21 protein-coding genes and 1 pseudogene are annotated in these 19,137 nt (G+C 34.0%); 9 read left to right on the plus strand and 13 right to left on the minus strand.

Going from position 1 to position 19,137, the window contains the following annotated elements; genetic code table 11:
• Positions 1-94: 94 nt before the first annotated feature.
• The 6 genes and pseudogenes from LNP04_RS06215 to LNP04_RS19520 all read left to right on the plus strand — a co-directional run bounded on the left by LNP04_RS06215 (position 95) and on the right by LNP04_RS19520 (position 3,998).
• Positions 95-1,060 carry an RHS repeat domain-containing protein gene (locus tag LNP04_RS06215; protein ID WP_229985688.1) on the plus strand — a complete coding sequence of 322 codons (966 nt, stop codon included), beginning with the start codon at positions 95-97 and terminating at the stop codon, positions 1,058-1,060.
• A gap of 170 nt (positions 1,061-1,230) precedes the next feature.
• On the plus strand, positions 1,231-2,787 hold the full coding sequence (locus LNP04_RS06220) for a polymorphic toxin-type HINT domain-containing protein (protein WP_229985689.1): 1,557 nt from the start codon (positions 1,231-1,233) through the stop codon (positions 2,785-2,787).
• 4 nt (positions 2,788-2,791) lie between these two features.
• Entirely contained in the window at positions 2,792-3,043 is a 252-nt protein-coding gene (locus tag LNP04_RS06225; RefSeq protein ID WP_229985690.1) for a hypothetical protein, read from the plus strand.
• Positions 3,044-3,130: 87 nt separating this feature from the next.
• Positions 3,131-3,181, plus strand: a pseudogene (locus LNP04_RS19565) (hypothetical protein); the annotation flags it as partial.
• A 119-nt stretch (positions 3,182-3,300) separates the two neighbouring features.
• Positions 3,301-3,714, plus strand: coding sequence for an IS1-like element transposase (locus LNP04_RS19515; protein ID WP_324292108.1), 414 nt, complete (start codon positions 3,301-3,303; stop codon positions 3,712-3,714).
• Positions 3,714-3,998, plus strand: coding sequence for an IS1 family transposase (locus LNP04_RS19520; RefSeq protein ID WP_324292109.1), 285 nt, complete (start codon positions 3,714-3,716; stop codon positions 3,996-3,998). The genes LNP04_RS19515 and LNP04_RS19520 overlap by 1 nt, the downstream gene beginning before the upstream one ends.
• A 13-nt stretch (positions 3,999-4,011) precedes the next feature.
• Here the strand turns inward: LNP04_RS19520 and LNP04_RS06235 are convergent, their stop codons facing one another.
• The 7 genes from LNP04_RS06235 to LNP04_RS06265 all read right to left on the minus strand — a co-directional run bounded on the left by LNP04_RS06235 (position 4,012) and on the right by LNP04_RS06265 (position 10,641).
• The gene (locus LNP04_RS06235; protein WP_229985691.1) at positions 4,012-4,914 is read right to left on the minus strand and encodes an LpxD N-terminal domain-containing protein; all 903 of its coding nucleotides are present in this window, start codon (positions 4,912-4,914) and stop codon (positions 4,012-4,014) included.
• Positions 4,915-5,186: 272 nt separating this feature from the next.
• Positions 5,187-5,753 (minus strand): elongation factor P, encoded by a 567-nt coding sequence (gene efp, locus LNP04_RS06240; RefSeq protein WP_229985692.1) that lies wholly within the window; start codon positions 5,751-5,753, stop codon positions 5,187-5,189.
• A 19-nt stretch (positions 5,754-5,772) separates the two neighbouring features.
• Positions 5,773-6,120, minus strand: coding sequence for a hypothetical protein (locus LNP04_RS06245; RefSeq protein ID WP_229985693.1), 348 nt, complete (start codon positions 6,118-6,120; stop codon positions 5,773-5,775).
• 15 nt (positions 6,121-6,135) lie between these two features.
• On the minus strand, positions 6,136-6,924 hold the full coding sequence (gene lpxA / locus LNP04_RS06250; RefSeq protein ID WP_129534663.1) for an acyl-ACP--UDP-N-acetylglucosamine O-acyltransferase: 789 nt from the start codon (positions 6,922-6,924) through the stop codon (positions 6,136-6,138).
• Complete coding sequence (locus tag LNP04_RS06255) at positions 6,925-8,322, minus strand: bifunctional UDP-3-O-[3-hydroxymyristoyl] N-acetylglucosamine deacetylase/3-hydroxyacyl-ACP dehydratase (RefSeq protein ID WP_229985694.1); 1,398 nt, start codon at positions 8,320-8,322, stop codon at positions 6,925-6,927.
• Positions 8,315-9,346 (minus strand): UDP-3-O-(3-hydroxymyristoyl)glucosamine N-acyltransferase, encoded by a 1,032-nt coding sequence (gene lpxD / locus LNP04_RS06260; protein ID WP_229985695.1) that lies wholly within the window; start codon positions 9,344-9,346, stop codon positions 8,315-8,317. The genes LNP04_RS06255 and lpxD overlap by 8 nt, the downstream gene beginning before the upstream one ends.
• Positions 9,347-9,435: 89 nt before the next feature.
• Complete coding sequence (locus tag LNP04_RS06265; RefSeq protein WP_229985696.1) at positions 9,436-10,641, minus strand: HD domain-containing protein; 1,206 nt, start codon at positions 10,639-10,641, stop codon at positions 9,436-9,438.
• A 256-nt stretch (positions 10,642-10,897) separates the two neighbouring features.
• On the opposite strand from LNP04_RS06265, the gene LNP04_RS06270 reads away from it, so the two are divergent.
• Both LNP04_RS06270 and LNP04_RS06275 read left to right on the plus strand, forming a co-directional pair.
• Positions 10,898-12,442 carry a bifunctional response regulator/alkaline phosphatase family protein gene (locus LNP04_RS06270; protein WP_229985697.1) on the plus strand — a complete coding sequence of 515 codons (1,545 nt, stop codon included), beginning with the start codon at positions 10,898-10,900 and terminating at the stop codon, positions 12,440-12,442.
• A gap of 259 nt (positions 12,443-12,701) precedes the next feature.
• On the plus strand, positions 12,702-13,466 hold the full coding sequence (locus LNP04_RS06275) for an exodeoxyribonuclease III (RefSeq protein ID WP_229985698.1): 765 nt from the start codon (positions 12,702-12,704) through the stop codon (positions 13,464-13,466).
• Between the two features lie 59 nt (positions 13,467-13,525).
• Here LNP04_RS06275 and LNP04_RS06280 read toward each other — a convergent pair whose 3' ends face one another.
• Complete coding sequence (locus LNP04_RS06280) at positions 13,526-13,897, minus strand: septal ring lytic transglycosylase RlpA family protein (RefSeq protein WP_229985699.1); 372 nt, start codon at positions 13,895-13,897, stop codon at positions 13,526-13,528.
• 438 nt (positions 13,898-14,335) lie between these two features.
• On the opposite strand from LNP04_RS06280, the gene LNP04_RS06285 reads away from it, so the two are divergent.
• Positions 14,336-14,497 (plus strand): hypothetical protein, encoded by a 162-nt coding sequence (locus tag LNP04_RS06285; protein WP_229985700.1) that lies wholly within the window; start codon positions 14,336-14,338, stop codon positions 14,495-14,497.
• 53 nt (positions 14,498-14,550) lie between these two features.
• Here LNP04_RS06285 and rimO read toward each other — a convergent pair whose 3' ends face one another.
• From rimO to LNP04_RS06310, 5 genes are all read right to left on the minus strand, one after another.
• Positions 14,551-15,852 (minus strand): 30S ribosomal protein S12 methylthiotransferase RimO, encoded by a 1,302-nt coding sequence (rimO, locus tag LNP04_RS06290; protein ID WP_229985701.1) that lies wholly within the window; start codon positions 15,850-15,852, stop codon positions 14,551-14,553.
• Between the two features lie 94 nt (positions 15,853-15,946).
• Positions 15,947-16,492, minus strand: a complete 546-nt coding sequence (gene rfbC, locus LNP04_RS06295) for a dTDP-4-dehydrorhamnose 3,5-epimerase (RefSeq protein WP_229985702.1) — start codon at positions 16,490-16,492, stop codon at positions 15,947-15,949.
• Between the two features lie 16 nt (positions 16,493-16,508).
• Entirely contained in the window at positions 16,509-17,474 is a 966-nt protein-coding gene (locus LNP04_RS06300) for a glycosyltransferase family 4 protein (RefSeq protein WP_324292110.1), read from the minus strand.
• Positions 17,475-18,368: an NAD(P)-dependent oxidoreductase gene (locus LNP04_RS06305; RefSeq protein ID WP_229985703.1), complete on the minus strand. Its 894-nt coding sequence runs from the start codon at positions 18,366-18,368 to the stop codon at positions 17,475-17,477.
• A 9-nt stretch (positions 18,369-18,377) separates the two neighbouring features.
• Positions 18,378-19,121, minus strand: coding sequence for a glycosyltransferase family 2 protein (locus LNP04_RS06310; protein ID WP_229985704.1), 744 nt, complete (start codon positions 19,119-19,121; stop codon positions 18,378-18,380).
• Between the last annotated feature and the right edge of the window lie 16 nt (positions 19,122-19,137).

The raw sequence follows: 19,137 nt of genomic DNA on the forward strand, positions 1-19,137 counted from the left end.
TCATAACAAGAGTAGGCATTCCCTACTCTTGTTTATTTTTGGCGATAAAAATATATTCAAATGACTGAAGACCATTCCTCGTGTATCAGAGTTAGTGATACAGGAATTTGCAAAAACGGTTATTCAAAAAATATTATTAAAAACAGAGAAAGAGCTTGATTTCTCGGGAGCTGTACTTTCTGCCAATACTTTTCACAAAAGATCAAACGCAGATGCCGAAGTAGTCATTAATGAAAGATTTGTTTATGATAATAATTTCAGACTCAAACAGCAGTATCATAAAGTCAACAGCAATGCAGAAGAACTTTTGGCAGACTACACCTACAACGAACTGGGACAGGTCATCAACAAAAAAGTGGGAAATAACCTGCAGAGCATAGATTATGCATACAATATCAGAGGATGGATGACCAAAGTGAATGATCCTGCCAATCTGGGCGGTAAGCTTTTCGGGTATGAACTTAAATTTGATGCCACCTCTAATCCTTCTGTAGCTCAGGCAAATTATAACGGAAACATCACCGAAGCCATATGGAAGAATGCAGAAGACGGTGTACTGAAAAAATACAGCTACCAATACGACCCCTACAACAGGCTGACAGCAGCACTCTATCAGGAACCTGAATCTACTCTTCCGCAAGCTGGTTTCTATAATGAAACGATGAATTATGATGCCAACGGAAACATTGTCAATCTGAAACGAAACGAAAAAGACAGTGGACTTTTACAGGAAATTGATGATCTGGTATATGCTTACAATGACGGTAACAGGCTGACCTCTGTGGTTGACCACAAGAATAATTACAGCGGATATCCCGATACATCAGGAAATACGATCAATTATGACTTTAACGGGAATATGACTGACCATATTGATAAAGGAATTTTGGAGATTAAATATAATGACCTTAATCTTCCAAAATATATTAAGTTTAAAAATTATGTGGAAAGAAAAGGTAATAAACAATATGTAAATACAGAATATCTTTATCGTGCAGATGGTACTAAACTAAAAAAACACACTATTATAAAGAATTTGGAAGTCAGCTTCTTGCAGTAAAAACAACAGATTATTTAGATGGGTTTCAATATAGTGAAGATACCGCAAATATTGGCCTTGCCGGGCAGAATTTAAAGTTTTTTACCACTTCAGAAGGATATTTTGATTTTGTAAATAATCGCTATATTTACAACTATAACGATCATTTAGGAAATGTAAGATTAAGCTTTGTGAGAGAAGGCGGCGCAGCGGTCATTGTAGATAAAAACGATTATTATGCATTTGGGTTAAAGCATGGAGGAAACAGAGCTGATGAGTCTGGTGTGAATTACAATTATGAATATAATGATAAGGAACTTCAAATGGAGACTGGAATGTATGACTACGGAGCGAGATTTTACATGCCTGATCTGGGAAGATGGGGAGTTGTTGATCCATTGGCGGAAGTAACACCACATGTATCGCCTTATCATTATGCCAACAACAATCCGGTGATGTTCAACGATCCTACCGGAATGCTCTCGCAATCATTTATTGACAATATTTGGAATTCTTCATCAGGAACAACTTGGTATAATACAGGAATCGGCTTTACTAGTAGCGGAGGAAACTCCATGGATTATGACGGTAACAATATAAATTGGGGTTCAGACACTACAGGGATGCTTATGGAGAGTGTAGGTTTAGGATCCATGGGAGGCGGCGGTGGCGGCGCTGTAGATGTTGTGCTTGAAGAAATAATCATGCAGGGGAAAGGAAACAGAAACACATGGAATAATTCATCTAACTTTGGATTTAACAGTGCGGTCATGGGAAGCGGAATTTTAGGTGCTTTAAATGCCTGGAATTTTAGGACAAACAGCAGCACTCTACATTACGCCTTAGAAAACACAAAAATAGGAAAATCTTTAGGCGAAGCACAGGCCTTTATGTTTTTAGAATTACCTATGTCTTTTGCCGGTGGAGAACTTGTTGCTGCCGGATGGAGAGCAAGTGGTATTGGTAGATATTTGTGTGGTCCTATTGGAAGATTGACCAACGGAATTATAAAAATCTGCTTCACAGAAGGAACTTTGGTAGCCACAGAAAATGGTAATAAAAAGATTGAAGACATCAAAGAAGGTGATCTTGTATGGAGCTACAACGAAGAAACAGGCAAAAAAGAACTAAAAAAAGTAGTTGAACTATCCCGTAATACTTCTTCTTCATTAGTGAAAATCTCTGTTAATAGCACTGAAATTACCTGTACACCGGAACACCCATTCTTTGTGAACGGAAACTGGGTAGAAGCCAAAAACCTGACAAAAGATACACTTTTAACCACTTTAGACGGAACAACTTCTCCTGTAGAATCTATTCAATTCTTGGATAAGAAAGTAAAAGTTTATAACTTTGAGGTTGAAGGCAACCATAATTATTATGTTTCTGAGAAAGGGATTTTGGTGCATAATGATTGTGGGCTTCCACAATTATTTTCAAAAATAGAAAGTAATATTATAGGTGGAGAATTCAGGTATGCAAGCGGTGAATCAATTGAGTTTTTGGCAAATCACAATGTGAAAAGCAGCACTTTAGAATTAACTGAAATGGCTTTTTATCCAAAAGGAGCTTTAGGAAATGAAATAGCTAATACATTTGGACAGAGACAAATGATTCAAAGCTTTAAAGTTCTACAAAATTATGCAAGAGAGAATGGTTTTAGTCATTTAAGGCTTCAATTTCAACGTGCACCTAATAGTTCATCTGCAAATCCTGGACATATTTTTGACCAATTAATTAAATTATAAAAGTATGAATAATACAGAATTATTAGAAAAATATAAAGTTTACACAATAAATAATATTGAAGACTTAATATTAAATATGAAAACAGATGATTTATCTATGATGCAATCAACAATGTTATTAGTTTTCAAATTTAAAATATCAATTACTGAAGCAGACAATTATATATTAAATTCTAAGGCTTGGCAGGATAATAAACAATCTGTAGAAAAATTTAGAGACAATATTTTTGATAATATTAATAAATTAGATAATTAATTAAATATAAATGAGATTGTCCTCTTTTAGGACAGTCTTTTTTTATTTTATGTAAGAGAAAATAAAGTCTATAACTTTGAAGTTGAAGGCAATCACAATTACTATGTTTCTGAGAATGGGGTAATGTATCAGAGTTAGTGATGAGTATTAAAAAAATATAAATCACTGAATTTCAACACTCATTAAAAACAAAATAATCAAAACAAGAGTAGGCATTCCCTACTCTTGTTTATTTTTGGCGATAAAAATAGATCTAAATGACTGAAGATCATTCCTCGTGTATCAGAGTTAGTGATACTAGAATTTGCGAAAACTGTAATTCAAAAAATATTATTAAAAACGGAACTACAAAGACTAAAAAACAACAATACATCTGTAAGAATTGTAATAAAAGATTTATAGAGTTTTACAGTTATAAGGCCTATAAAAAGAACATCAATTCAAAAATAATTCAACTGGCGAAGGAAGGTTTAGGAATCAGAAGTACAGCCAGAATTTTAAATATTTCCACCACAACATTACTCAGAAGAATTATTAAGATTGCAGATGATATAAGTCAACCTAAAATTTCATTTTATCAATCTTATGAGCTCGATGAAATGAGATTTTTCATCAGAAAAAAATCAACCCGCAATGGCTGGTTTATGCTATTGATAAAAAATGTAAAATAGTGGCTGGTTTTTATATTGGGAAAAGAACAAACAAAACGTTAAGCACAGTAGTAAACACGCTGCTCAATTCTAATCCTGAAATGATTTATACGGATAGGCTAATAAATTATCACTACTTAATTCCAAAAGAAATTCATCAAACCAAAAGATTTGGAACTAATTCTATCGAAAGAAAAAACCTGAGTATAAGAACCCATCTTAAAAGATTAAACCGGAGAACAATCTGCTTTAGCAAAAGTCTTCCGGTATTAGTTTCTATTCTCAAAATATATTTCTGGACTTAGAAATTTCAGATTCTCACTCAAGATTTCTCAACTTCACCTCTTTTTTCAGATAAGTTTTATAGTCTTCTGCAAACATACCAATATAAGTTCCTTTTTTGAGATCTCGGTTGACTCCGGTTTTGCCTAATAATACAGAACCACTTTCGATATTGTTTCCGGAAGCAATGCCGACCTGTCCCCATAAAGTGACCTCGTCACCGATGATGCAACAACCTGCAATGCCGACCTGAGAAGCAATTAAGCATTTTTTACCAATTACCGTATCATGACCAATCTGAATCTGATTATCTAAAACCGAACCCTCACCAATAATGGTAGAATCTGTAACTCCCCTGTCAATGGTACAGCCGTTTCCGATTTCTACGTTGTTTTCGATGATGACATTTCCTACGGAGATTAAACGGTCAAAATTTCCGTCTAATTTTCTGTAATAAAATGCGTCGCCCCCCAAAACAGTGTTGGATTGAATGATGACATTATCTCCAATTACCGTGCGGTCGCCTATCACAACATTCGGGAAGATAATGGTGTTTTTTCCGATGGTGATGTTGTTTCCAAGGACTGCGGATGGATGGATTTTTGTACCCTCTCCTATTTCTACATCATGAAGTGTTTCTGTGAAGTTGTAGATTTTGGTGAAATGGGTATTGATTTTATTGAAATCTCCGAACGGATCATCTGAAATTAAAAGAGCCTTTCCTTCCGGGCAGTCTACTTCTTTATCGATTAAGATGATGGTAGCAGCTGAGTTTAAAGCTTTATCATAATACTTTGGATGATTTACGAATACAATTTCACCCGATTTTACTCTGTGAATTTCGTTGGTACCAAAAACCTGAAAATCTTCGGAACCCACAAATTTTGCTCCGATAAGATCTGCGATTGTTTTTAGTTTTTGTGGCTGATGAAACGTCATATTTTTTAATGATGTTTGTTTTAAATCAACCTTGTGAAGATTTAAAACCTTGACAAGGTTTCTAATGATGCTTTAGTTAAATTAACTTTGCCAAGATCTGAAACTCTAGCAAAATTTGTTTTTCTGTGTCCATTGCAGCCCGACCTGAGTGGAGCTCTTTTTGCCGCAGCAAAGCGGAGGCAAAAAAGCGGGAACGGAGGGCGGAAAAAGCTGCCATAAAAAAAATAAAAGCTGAAAGTTTAATGCTTTCAGCTTTCTGATATTGTATGAGATTACTCTTTTACTCTTTCTAAGTAAGAACCGTCTTCTGTGCTCACTTTGATTTTGTCGCCCGCTTCGATGAACAAAGGAACCATTACTCTTGCTCCTGTTTCAACGATAGCGTTTTTCAGAGCGTTAGTTGCTGTATTTCCTTTTACACCCGGATCAGCTTCTACAACTTCCAGATAAACTGACTGTGGCAATTCTGCAGAAAGCGGAGTTTCGTCAGCTTCTTTCAAAATGATCGTAACCTCCTCACCTGCTTTCATCAGATTTGAGTTTTCAATCATTTCTTTGTCTAAATATAATTGAGAGAAATCTTCGTTATTCATGAAGTGGAAACCATTCTCATCATCATAAAGATACTGGAATTTTCTTGTAATTACTTTTACCTCATCAATCTTGTGACCTGCAGAAAAAGTGTTATCAATTACTTTACCGTTGGTTACTGATTTTAATTTTGTTCTTACGAAAGCAGGGCCTTTACCTGGTTTTACGTGAAGAAATTCGATTACTTTAAAAATATCATTGCTGTATTCTATGCAAAGACCTTTTTTGATATCGTTACTTGTTGCCATTTATTTATAGTATGTTTTTTTATTTTGATTTGTAAACGGGAATAGACGTTAATGTTCTAACCTGAGTATTGATGATATTTAATCTAGGTTCTAATAACGACCACGGATGGGAGTTATCACCATAACGACCTCCATTTACATTGTCAAAGTTATTATTGTTAATTAATAACTGATTGATATTGTACTGGACTTCTGATTTTAAACTTAAATCAGTACCAAACCTGAAATATGTCTTTTTGGAATAGTCTAAAATTGAATTCACATTTTTAACCGCCAGAGAATCATTAGTGATTAATTCTAAATTTCTTTTCTGCTGCCCAAAAGCAAATGCTGAAAATGCTGAAAAAATCAAGATTAGAGTTTTCATTATTGTAAATTTAAATTATTCTTTCCCTGTTCCGTATCCTTTTACGATACCTCTTGGAGAGTTTTGGATGAACTGTAGAATTTCGTCTCTTTCAGCTGTTGGAAGCATTTCCTTCTCGATGTGTGAAACTGCCTGAGAAACGTTCATTTTCATCTGAAAGATGGCTCTGTAAATTTTTTGAATTTCAAAAATTTTATCATTGGTAAATCCTCTTCTACGCAAACCTACAGAATTGATTCCTGCATAAGACATCGGCTCACGCGCTACTTTTACATAAGGCGGAATATCTTTTCTTACTAAAGTTCCTCCGGAAATCATCACGTGCTTCCCAATTTTTCCAAACTGGTGAACAGCACTTAAGCCACCCATTACCGTAAAGTCACCTATTTCTACGTGACCTGCAATACCACATCCGTTAACAATGATTACATGATCACCTATCACACAGTCATGTGCAATATGAGAGGTAGCCATAATCAGACAGTTACTGCCAATTTTAGTATAACCTAAAGCTTTTGTCCCTCTGTTTACGGTAACACATTCTCTGATCGTTGTATCATCACCGATGATGGTCTGCGTATCTTCACCATCAAATTTCAGATCCTGAGGAATAGCGGAAATTACAGTTCCAGGAAAAATCCTGCAGTTTTTCCCGATTCTTGCACCATCCATGATTGTCACGTTAGATCCAATCCAGGTACCTTCACCTATTTCCACATCGCCTGCAATGGTAGTAAACGGTTCTACAATTACATTTTTACTGATTTTTGCACGTTTATCAACGGCGGCTAATTGATGAATCATTTACTCAACTTTATTTTTTGCAACCTGAGCCATAAGCTCAGCTTCTACTGCTATCGTGTCACCAACATATCCGTAACCCTGCATGTGCACGATACCTCTTCTGATTGGTTCAATCAATTCAATTTTGAAAATCATAGTATCACCCGGAACTACTTTTCTCTTGAATTTTACTTTATCCATTTTGATGAAATAAGTAGAATAGTTTTCAGGATCCGGTACACTTGCCAAAACCAAAATACCACCTGTCTGAGCCATAGCTTCAACTTGTAAAACTCCAGGCATTACAGGTTCTTTCGGGAAATGCCCCACGAAGAAAGGTTCGTTCATCGTTACATTCTTCAAACCTACCACATGAGTGTCTGATAACTCAAGAATCTTGTCTATCAATAAAAAAGGAGGTCTGTGAGGCATTAACCTCATAATTCCGTTGATATCGAAAACCGGTTCTTTATTTAAATCAAAATCAGGAACGTTTTTCTTTTTCTGCAATTTCCACTGACGGTTCAGTTTTTTGGCAAACTGAGTATTTACAAAATGTCCCGGTTTGTTGGCAATAATTTTACCTTTAATTTTAACTCCGCATAAAGCTAAATCACCGATTACATCAAGCAATTTATGTCTTGCAGCCTCGTTTGGATAGTTTAAAGTTAAATTATCAAGAATTCCGTTGGGTCTGATCGCAACGTGATCTTTACCAAAGGCTTTCTTTAATTTTTCTGTTGTTTCAGCAGTAAGATCTTTATCAACATATACAATCGCATTTGAAATATCACCACCCTTGATCAAACCGTGATCAAGAAGCATTTCTAATTCATGTAAAAAGCTGAATGTTCTTGCAGAAGAAATTTCTTCTTTAAACTCTGAAATATTTTTTAAAGTAGCATTTTGAGTTCCTAAAACTTTAGTCCCAAAATCTACCATTGTCGTAATTTCGTAATTATCTGAAGGGATAATTGTAATCTCAGAACCGGTTGCAGGATCGCTGTAGCTCAAAACTTCTTTCACTACCAAATATTCTCTGGCAGTTTTTTGTTCTACAATTCCTACGCTTTCGATTGCCTCTACGAAAAATTTAGAAGAACCATCTAAAATTGGTGGCTCTGAAGCATCCATCTCCAAATAAGCATTGTCGACATCACAACCTACCAATGCCGCTAAAAGATGCTCGCAAGTGTTGATTTTTACGCCTAACTTTTCAAGAGTTGTCCCTCTTTCAGTTGCTACAACATAGTTTACATCAGCTTCAACCTGAGGGTGACCCTCCAAATCTGTTCTTACGAAGATGAAACCTGTATTTTCTTTAGCAGGTTTGATGGTCAATTTTACTTCTTTACCAGTATGAAGGCCAATTCCGGATAGAGTAACCTCTTCCTGAAGTGTTTTTTGCATATCACTCATTAGTCTGATCTTTTGAGTTATTCTCAAGATTATTTATTCGTTTTACGAGCTCAGGAAGATTCCTGAAATGAACGTAACTTCTAAGATAGTCGTTATAACTGATTGCCGGCGAACCGTAAACCGTTTCTTTATCATTCACATGAGAATTCACACCACTTTGTGCCTGAATTTTCACCTGATTTCCAATTTTAATATGTCCTACGATGCCAACCTGACCGCCAATCTGATTCCAGTCACCAACGATTGTAGATCCTGCGATACCGGTTTGTGAAGCAATCACATTGTTCTGACCAATTTTTACATTGTGTGCAATCTGAATCAAGTTATCGATTTTAGTTCCTTTACCTATTACCGTTGAACCAATGGTTGCTCTGTCGATGCTGCAATTTGAACCAATTTCAACATCATCTTCAATGATCACATTTCCTAATTGAGGAATTTTTTTGAAACCTTCAGGAGTAGGCTGAAAACCAAAACCATCACCACCAATTACTGTATTGGAATGAATGACACAATTGTCACCAATAATGCAGTAATCATAGATTCTGGCACCACTGTCAATTTTGCAGTTCTTGCCGATTTTCACACCTTTCCCGATATAAACCTGAGGATAAATCTGTGATCCATCCCCGATTCTGGCTTTCTCAGAAACATAAGTAAATGCTCCGACATACGCTTTATCACCTACCACTGCGGTATCGTGAATAGAAGCACCGTCTTCAACACCTTCTTTTCTTCCCTGCATTTCCTGATATAAATTCATCAGAACCTGAAAAGAAAGATAAGCATCTTTCACAGCAATGATCGTCTGGTCGTAACTGTCTTTAGTTAAAATATTTTCCGAAACGATAAGAACGGAACAATTTGAAGTATCTAAATAATGCGAAAAACGTTCTTGGGCAATAAAAGAAAGATGCCCTGCTTCCCCACTTTCAATAGGCGAAACTCCTGTTATAAGTGCATTTTCGTCACCTATAATTTTTCCGTCAATAAAACTCGCAATTTGCGAAGCTGTGAATTCCATATTCTGCAAAGATAACAAATTCTATTATTCACCAACATTTTTTAGTTTGAGGAATACAGATTTTAATATTCTTTAAGAATTTAAATTCATTAATGTCTTGGAAAAGTAAGAATGTAGCGTGTAGTTTTATTGGTAATCAAACCAGATAAAAGCTGGTCTTCAGACTCGTCAAGTCTTAATATTTTTCCACTTTTCTGTAATAAATATATAGGCTGTTTTTCTGTATTGTAGGGCAACAGCGTTCTTTCAATCTCATGTACAAGTTCGTGAGCATTGTCTATTCCCAAAAACACATTGGTGCTTTTTATTTTCTCCTCTACAAATTCCGGATCGAAAGGCTGCGAAGAAATAATCGTTTTCGGAAGGTTTCTCTGAATTACGCATTGACACCAATAGGAAAGAATAAAATCATCAGAAGTCTGCCAAAGTTTCATCGCATGAATAATATCATTATCATCCATTTGGGTAAATCTTTGCACATCCTCATCCGTTTCTTCACTTTTTTCACGATTCAGAAAGTACTTTAAATTTTCAGTCGCGGGCAAATCTACTCCTTGTGAAGCCAGATATTTTGCTCTTTCTAAAATTTTAACCAAAATAAATTCTGCCAAAGCCGATGTTTTATGATAATACACTTGCCAGTACATGAACATTCTTGCAGTAAGGAAATTTTCAATCGAATAAACACCTTTCGCATCAATCACCAACTCGTCTTCGCAGACATTCATCATTGAAATAATTCTTTGGGTATTCACATTACCTTCAGAAACTCCTGTAAAAAAGCTGTCTCTTTTCAAATAATCTAAACGATCGACATCCAATTGAGAGCTGATCAGCTGATTAAAAAACTTTCTTTGATATTTTCCCTGAAACATCTCTATTGCAGTTGAAAGCTGTCCGTTAAATTCATCATTTAATCGATTCATTAATAATAAAGAAAGATTTTCGTGATGCCAGTCATCCATCAACATATTTTCCAATGCATGAGAAAACGGACCGTGACCAATGTCGTGCATTAAAATTGCCAGCATCGCTCCTTTTTCCTCATCTTCGGAAATCTGAATTCCTTTTTGCTTTAAAGTTTCCAAAGCAGTAAACATTAAATGCATGGCTCCTAAAGCATGATGAAATCTGGTATGCGTGGCTCCTGGAAAAATTAGGTTTAAAAGTCCGGTCTGCGAAATTCTTCTTAACCTCTGAAAATAAGGATGCTCTATGATATCGAATAAAATTTCGTGAGGAATTTTAATAAAACCATGTACAGGATCGTTGATAATTTTAAGCTTGTTCTGCATTGAAATAACTGTGATGAATGCAAAATTAAGGTATTAAACTTAATTCAGAGAAAATTGAGAAATTTAATCGGATGAATTTTTATTAATAATGCTTTTAAAACCGGAGATTTTAGATTATCTTCATACCACATATTTTATATTTAAAATCAAAAATATCTTTAACTAAGATTTAACTTTTAGGCGTATCAATTTGGCTTTTGTTAAAGGCTTTTGGTCGCAGTTTTGATACAATAACCATAGAAAAAATTAAACTTTTATGTCAGAAAAAATATTATGGATCGATGATGAAATAGATTTACTCAAACCTCATATCGTATTTTTAGAAAAGAAGGGTTACCACGTAACTCCAGTAAATAATGTGAACGAGGCTTTAGAATTGATAGATTCAGAAAAATTTGCATTGACGCTTATTGATGAAAACATGCCCGGAATTTCTGGTCTTGAAGCAATACCAATGATTAAAGAGAAAGACAGTTCTCTGAAAATTGTGATGGTTACGAAAAGTGAGGAAGAGCACATCATGGAAGAAGCAATCGGATCTCAAATTGCAGATTATATTTTGAAGCCGGTAAATCCTAATCAAATATTATTATCTCTAAAAAAGAATCTTCAGGAAGATAATCTTGTAGAGCAGAAAACTATTATTCAGTATCAGCAGGAATTCAGAAACCTTTCTATGGAACTTTCTTATTTGAGAACATATCAGGATTGGGCAGAATATTATAAAAAAATCGTCAACTGGGAATTGAAATTTGATAAAGTTGCCGATAACGAATTTGCAGATTTGCTGCAATCTCAAAAAGAAGAAGCTAATATCCAGTTCGCTAAATTTATTGAAAATAATTACGAAGATTGGTTGAATGGCGGTGATAAGCCATTGATGAGTCACACGTTGTTCAGAGATAAAGTAAAACCTGAAGTTGAGAAAGACAAAGTTCTTTTGCTGATGGTTGATAATTTAAGATACGATCAGTGGAAAGTCATTGAACCTTTATTTACTAAATTTTACAATAAAGTATCTGAAGATTATTATTACAGTATTCTTCCTACAGCAACTCAATATGCAAGAAATTCATTTTTCGCAGGAATGCTTCCTTCAGAAATTGAAAAACGTTTTCCGGATAAATGGTTTAATGACAATGAAGACGGAAACAAAAACGAATACGAGCGTGATTTTTTAGAAGATCAAATGAAGAGAATTGGTTTGAATTCTAAATCGATGAAATATCTAAAGGTTCTGAATGCCGATTTTGAGAAAAAGATTTACGAAGATTTTAATCAGCATAAGAATAATGACCTTTTGGTGATCGTTTATAACTTTATTGATATTTTATCTCATGCTAAAACCGACAATCATATTGTTGACCAATTGATCAGAGATGATAAAACTTTCCGTTCGTTGACTTCTAACTGGTTTGAGAATTCATCTTTAATCAAGATCATCAAATTGGCTGCAGAAAGTGGTTATAAATTAGTTATCACAACCGATCACGGAACTGTTTACGTTAAAAAACCAAGTCGTGTGGTTGGAGACAGAGAAACCTCAACCAACATTCGTTATAAAACAGGGAAAAGCTTGACGTATGACGAGAAAGATGTTTGGGCAGTGACCAATCCTGAAAAAATATTTTTACCTAAAGGAAATTTAAGTTCGAAATATATTTTCGCTAAGAACAACACATTTTTAGCGTATCCAAAAAATTACAATCATTTTGTAAATTATTATAAAGAAACCTATCAGCACGGAGGAATTTCTTTAGAAGAATGTATTATTCCAATCAGTATTTTGGAGCCAAAATAGTTTTTTTTCATAGTTATAATTTTGGGCTCGGGCGGAAAAAATCTTCGATTTTTTCCGCCCGAGCTTTTTTCGTTTTTAAATAAAGTACCTATTTTTTTTTAACAGCAGAAGAATCAAAATATTTTTCAGCAATGAAAGTTTGTAATTTGTAAAATAAAGACCTTACATTTTTGTAAGCTTTTGAAGTTCTTTTTTCAAGCATTTCTTTTGTTATTTTTGTGGTAATAAAATTTCATCTCTTTATATTCTATTTTTAATTATGAGATTAATCACCTACAACGTCAACGGAATCAGAGCCGCTTTTACAAAAGATTTTCTGGGCTGGCTGAAAACTGCGGATCCGGACATTATCTGCATTCAGGAGAGCAAAGCCGGCAATGATCAAATAGACATCGAAAGTCTTGAGAAAATCGGCTATCATAGTTATTGGCATTCAGCAGTGCGAAAAGGCTACAGCGGAGTCGGAATTGCTTCTAAAACAAAACCTCATCACGTAGAATACGGTTGCGGAATTGAAAGCTATGATAATGAAGGAAGAATCATCCGTGCAGATTTTGACGGCTATTCTGTGATTTCAGTTTATGTTCCGTCAGCTTCTAATATTGAAAGGCTGGAATTTAAAATGCAGTTCTGCCATGATTTTTTAGAATACATTAAAAACTTAAAGAAAGACATTCCAAATCTGATTATTTCCGGAGATTTTAATATCTGCCATGAAGCGATTGACATTCATAATCCGGTAGGCTTGAAAAACACTTCAGGTTTTTTACCTATGGAAAGAGAATGGATGACGAATTTCATTAACGAATGCGAATTGATAGACAGTTTCAGGTTTTTTAATCAGGAACCTGATAATTACACTTGGTGGAGCTACAGACAAAATTCAAGAGCCAATAATAAGGGATGGAGACTAGATTATAACTTTGCGTCGTATTCTCTGAAAGATAAGCTTTCACGAGCCGTTATTTTAAAGGAAGCCGTGCATTCTGATCATTGCCCAGCATTAATTGAAGTAAACGTCTAAAAACATTAAAGCCAGCTGAATCAGCTGGCTTTATTTAATTTTTAAGAATCGTATTAAATTTAATCGACAATTTCGTACTCTACTGGGATGATACCTTTTTGTATTCCCCCAATTTCATCGAACGCAGCTTTAGACATATCTAATGCTCTTGATGAATGAAAAGGCCCTCTATCATTAATCGTTACAATTACCTCTTCTCCATTGTTAAGATTGGTTACCTTGATCTCGGTTCCAAAAGGAAGCGTTCTGTGTGCTGCGGTTAGTTTTGAATTATTAAAAATTTCTCCGCTAGCTGTTTTTCTACCATTAAACTTGTCGTGGTAGTACGACGCATAACTTGTTTTCTTCGCATCTTCGGCATCATTCTTGAAAGAATAGATACCTAGTGTTGAAATCATCATTATGATTACGAGAATGAATCTTTTCATCATTTTGAATTATTTTATTGTTTGACAGGGCAAAAGTATAGTGAAACTTCTTACTCACCTATTTTAAATGTTAACAAGCCTTAAATAAAAGTTAAAAATATCTTAAATAAAATTCTAACTGCCTATTATCAGGGCATTTAAGTAGGTATGTTAAAAAACGTTAAAATTACAGACAAAAAGTTAACGGATTTAACTGCTTTAAAATCATCTGGAGACGGATTTAGTTTACAACAGTTTAAAAATCAATTAATTAAAAAATTGTGATTTTACTAAAATCTGGTTGTAACTAATCAAAAAAACCAACTACTTATTGATGAAAAGCATCATGGAAAAATTGAAAAATAACAAGATATTACTCGTTTTAATTTTGGCTGTACTCCTAATCTCAATATTTTCTGCAGGAAAAGAATTTGGGGAATATCTACATCAACGCTTTAATTAATGATTTTTCACGCTTTATACATCGAATTGCAACAGCCCGACCTGAGTGAAGCTCTTTTTGCAAATTACAGCAAGGATAAAGCTTCGGAAATTTGCAAAAAAGCGGGAACGGAGGGCGGAAAAGCTGCCAAAATAAAAAAAGAGTATTCGAAAAATATTTAAAACAAAAAACCAATGACTTAATCATTGGTTTTCATTTTTTATCTTATTGTACTTTACACAAGTTCACCATATAAATCAAATTCTTCTGCGGAAGTAATCTTTACATTGGCAAAATCACCAATTGAGATATATGTATTTTCTGCAGGAACCAAAACCGTATTGTCTACGTCTGGCGAATCGTATTCCGTTCTTCCCACAAAGTAATTTCCTTCTTTTCTGTCGAAAACGCATTTGTAAACTTCACCAATCTTAGTCTGATTTTTCTCCCAAGAAATCTGTGACTGCAATTCCATAATCTCTTCTACTCTTGCTTCTTTCACTTGCTGAGGAATATCGTCTTCTAAAACGTAAGCTCCTGTATTTTCTTCATGAGAATAAGTAAAGCATCCCAATCGATCGAATTTCTGCGTTCTCACCCATTCCTTCAATTCCTGAAATCTTTCTTCAGTTTCACCCGGATAACCTACGATTAAAGTCGTTCTGATTGCCATATCCGGAACTTTCTCTCTGAATTTATCTAATAAAGCGTTTGTTTTTTCGTGTGTCGTTCCACGTTTCATCGATTTCAATAAATCTGAATTGATGTGCTGAAGCGGGATATCTATATAATTACAAACTTTTGGCTCTTCTCTTATAATATCTAAAACATCCTCCGGGAAACCGCTCGGGAAAGCATAATGTAGACGAATCCATTCGATTCCTTCTACTTTTACCAATTCTTTCAGAAGTTCGCCCAAAGCTCTCTTCTTATATATATCTAAACCGTAATAGGTCAAATCCTGAGCAATTAAGATCAATTCTTTCACTCCAACTTTAGCTAATTTCTGAGATTCTTTCACCAATTTTTCGATTGGTGTAGAAACGTGTCCGCCTCTCATCAAAGGAATTGCACAGAACGAACAAGGTCTGTCGCAGCCTTCGGAAATTTTAAGGTATGCGTAGTGTTTTGGTGTGGTCGTCAATCGCTCTCCTACCAACTCATGTTTGTAATCTGCCCCTAAATGCTTCAATAAAATCGGCAAATCTCTTGTTCCGAAATACTGATCAACATCAGGAATTTCTTTTATTAAATCTGGCTTGTATCTCTCAGAAAGACAACCTGTAACAAAAACTTTCTCAACCTCACCTCTATTTTTCGCCTCAACATACTCAAGAATGGTGTTGATAGATTCTTCTTTTGCGTTATCAATAAATCCGCAGGTATTGATTACCACAATATCGCCTTTATCTTCATGCACCACCTCTTTTCCATTAGCTTTAAGCTGGCTCATCAAAACTTCCGAATCGTAAACGTTCTTGGAACAACCAAGGGTTACAATATTTATTTTTTTCTTTCCTACAGATTTTGTACGCATCTTTCTATTTTGAGTGTGCAAAGATACAAAATATAACTCTGTATCTTAAACATATAAAAACCACTTAATTTTTAAGTGGTTATGAATTTAATTTTTAAAAGTTACCTTCTGCAAAAGTGGGAAGTTGGCTATCTTTTTCTGACAATTGGATGACATCTTCGGGAAGTTTCCAATCGATATTTAAGTATTTATCATTCCAGATTACACTTCCTTCAGATTCTTTATTATAAAAGTTATCACATTTATAAGCAAAAATTGCTGTTTCACTTAAAACAGAAAAACCATGTCCGAAACCTCTTGGTACATATAGTTGTAATTTGTTTTCAGGAGTTAATTCAACCCCGAACCATTGTCCAAAAGTTGGAGAATCTCTACGTAAATCTACAGCGACATCAAACACTTTACCTTCTAAACAAGATACTAATTTTGCCTGAGCATGTTCACCTTTTTGCAAATGCAGTCCACGCAAAACTCCATAAGAAGACTTTGAAATGTTATCTTGTACAAAATGACCATTCATCCCAGTCAATTCTTCGAATTTTTTTTCGTTGTATTTTTCAAAAAAATAACCTCTTTCATCTTCAAAGATTGTCGGTTCGATGATATAGCAATCTTTAAGCGGTGTTTCTTTTATTTTCATAGATGTATTTGCAGTGTTACAGATTATATTGTTTTTTTAAACTCCATTTTAAAGCCAAATAGATTCCACCAATCGGAATAAAAATGACAAGAATAAGAGCCCAAATAGGAAGTTGCGAATTTATTAAAAATATATTGATTAACACTTGAAACGCGGCATAAACCAAACTAATAATCAAATGAGACACTTTTTTTTCGTTGGCAAAAAGCTGATAAAGATGCCTTCTGTGAGCCTCAAAAATATTTTCTTTCAATAGTAGTCTCTCAATGATGGTAAGAACCACTTCCATTCCGTAAATTGATAACAACAAAATATATTTATAATCCTGAGTTTTCATAATCAGCAAAGTGATAAGGCCAATTACCCAAAAGCCCATTCCCATACTTCCGATGTCTCCTGCAAAACATTTTGCCTTTTTCCTAAAATTAAAAAACAAGAAAACCAAAGAAGCTAAAATAGGATAAATAATAAAATCATTATCTGTAAAAGTTACTACTTCTTCATTAATATAAAATAAAGTTGACAAGGTAATTAAAGTGTATATTCCGCTCATACCATTAATACCATCCATAAAATTATAGGCATTCAATGTTCCGATGATAACAACGAAAAGTATTGGCCAAACCCAATATGGCATTACGCTAAAAGCTCCGGTAAAATACAGGAGTAAAATCACAGAAATTAAGTGAACCGATAACCTAATTCGGTTTGACAAGGGTTTGATATCGTCAATGAAACTTACTGTACAGATTGCCAACAACCCTAAACCAAATGGCCAATAGTGATCTATCGTTTGATTTAAGTTAAATAAACAAAAAAGAATAAATGAGATGGGAAAAATAATTCCGCCACCACGTAGAGTGATTTGTGTGTGTGCACTTCGGTGGTTGGGCTTGTCTATAATATTATATTTGTCGGCTATTTTGAAATAGACTAATATGGATATAAAAAGCAAAAATGTTATAATTATGAACACCATCATCTATATTCTAAATTTTTCCATTACGTTTGAAGGATTCAATCCTAATTCTTTTTTGATTTTTTTATTAGAAAAAGTAAGTGAATCCGTAATTTTTTTTAATCTTAATGAATTAATAGGAGCCTTATTTCCTAACAGATCACCAACTAATGCGATAGTTTTTGCAATAAAATATGGTATACTTACTGATGATTTTCTATTTAAAATCTCAGAAATCTTGTCTGAAATCTCTTTAAAACTAGGATTATTATTATCACATACATTATAAACTCCTCCATTATTGTTGATAACTTTATATGTAATTTCAGCAAAATCTTCAACCCAAAATATACTTTTTCGAGCTTTACCTCCTGCAATATTAAAATACTTCCCACTTTTAATAGCATTAATCATATCTCCTAAATTTCCTGGAGGTTTAGGACCAGCAATTAAAGATGGTCTTAGAATAAATAATTTCACATCATTCTTTTCACACCATTCTAAAAGAAATTTCTCAGCTAAAATTTTGCTTTTTGCATAAGGAGTATTTCCATCCAAAGGAAAATCTTCATTAATATTTTCTCCAAAATTTTTACCATAGACAGCTACGGTACTAATGAAAATAAAAATATCAGGCGTTTGTATTTCTAAAGATTTGCACAGATTTTTTGTTCCTTCCAAATTAATGTCGAAGAATTTTTTTTCATCTTCCTTATTTTGAGGAACTGAATGTGCCTTACCTGCAGCATGAAAAACAATATCAAAATTTTCCTGAAACAAAGGAATTTCTTTAGCGATATCATAAATATAATCAGCATTATGAGTACCAAATGTCTTTACATCAAACATTTTTTTTCTAAGTAGAGGAATTACATTTCTACCTAAAAAACCATTAGCTCCAGTAAATAATACTTTCATTTTTAAAAATTATAGATATTGCTTGAATTTAGGTAATAATCTTTTGAAAGGATATAAGAAAGTACTAACCTTAACCTCGTTATTCTTAAATGCTTTAATACATTCTAAATTTTGATTAATGATATTTTTGAAACTTTTATTGGTTTCTCCGCCCAACCTCATTTTGATAAGTGGTTCTGCTAAATAATAAGTAGAGATATTGTAACGATCTAAAAAACGAAGCATAATCTCAAAATCTGAAGCAAGTTTAAAGGAAAGATCAAAATACCCGTATTCATCATATATATTCTTTTTAACATAAAAAGTAGGATGTGCTGGATGCCAGCCGGTTGAGAATTTTTTTCGCAAACCTGACTTCCACTTTCTAACAATGTTATTTGTATTATTTTGGTCTACATAGTATATATCAGCATATACAGAATCTAATTTTTTATCATTATTAAAAATTGTCATAACTTTTGATATGGCATCACAATCACAGAATAAATCATCAGAATTAAGAATGCCTATTATATCTCCTGTCGCTAACTTAATTCCTTTATTCATTGCATCATACAAACCATTATCAGGTTCTGATATCCACTTTGTAATGCTATTTTCATATTGATTTATAATATGAAGAGTTGCATCTTTTGAGTTACCGTCTACAATTATATATTCTATGTCATCATAAGTTTGCTCCATCACTGACTTTATAGTGTCTTCTATTGTAGCCGCACTGTTGTAGCAAACAGTGATAACTGATATTTTCATACATTCTGATTTTAGT

Source organism: Chryseobacterium sp. C-71, from assembly GCF_020911865.1.
Classification (GTDB): Bacteria; Bacteroidota; Bacteroidia; order Flavobacteriales; family Weeksellaceae; genus Chryseobacterium.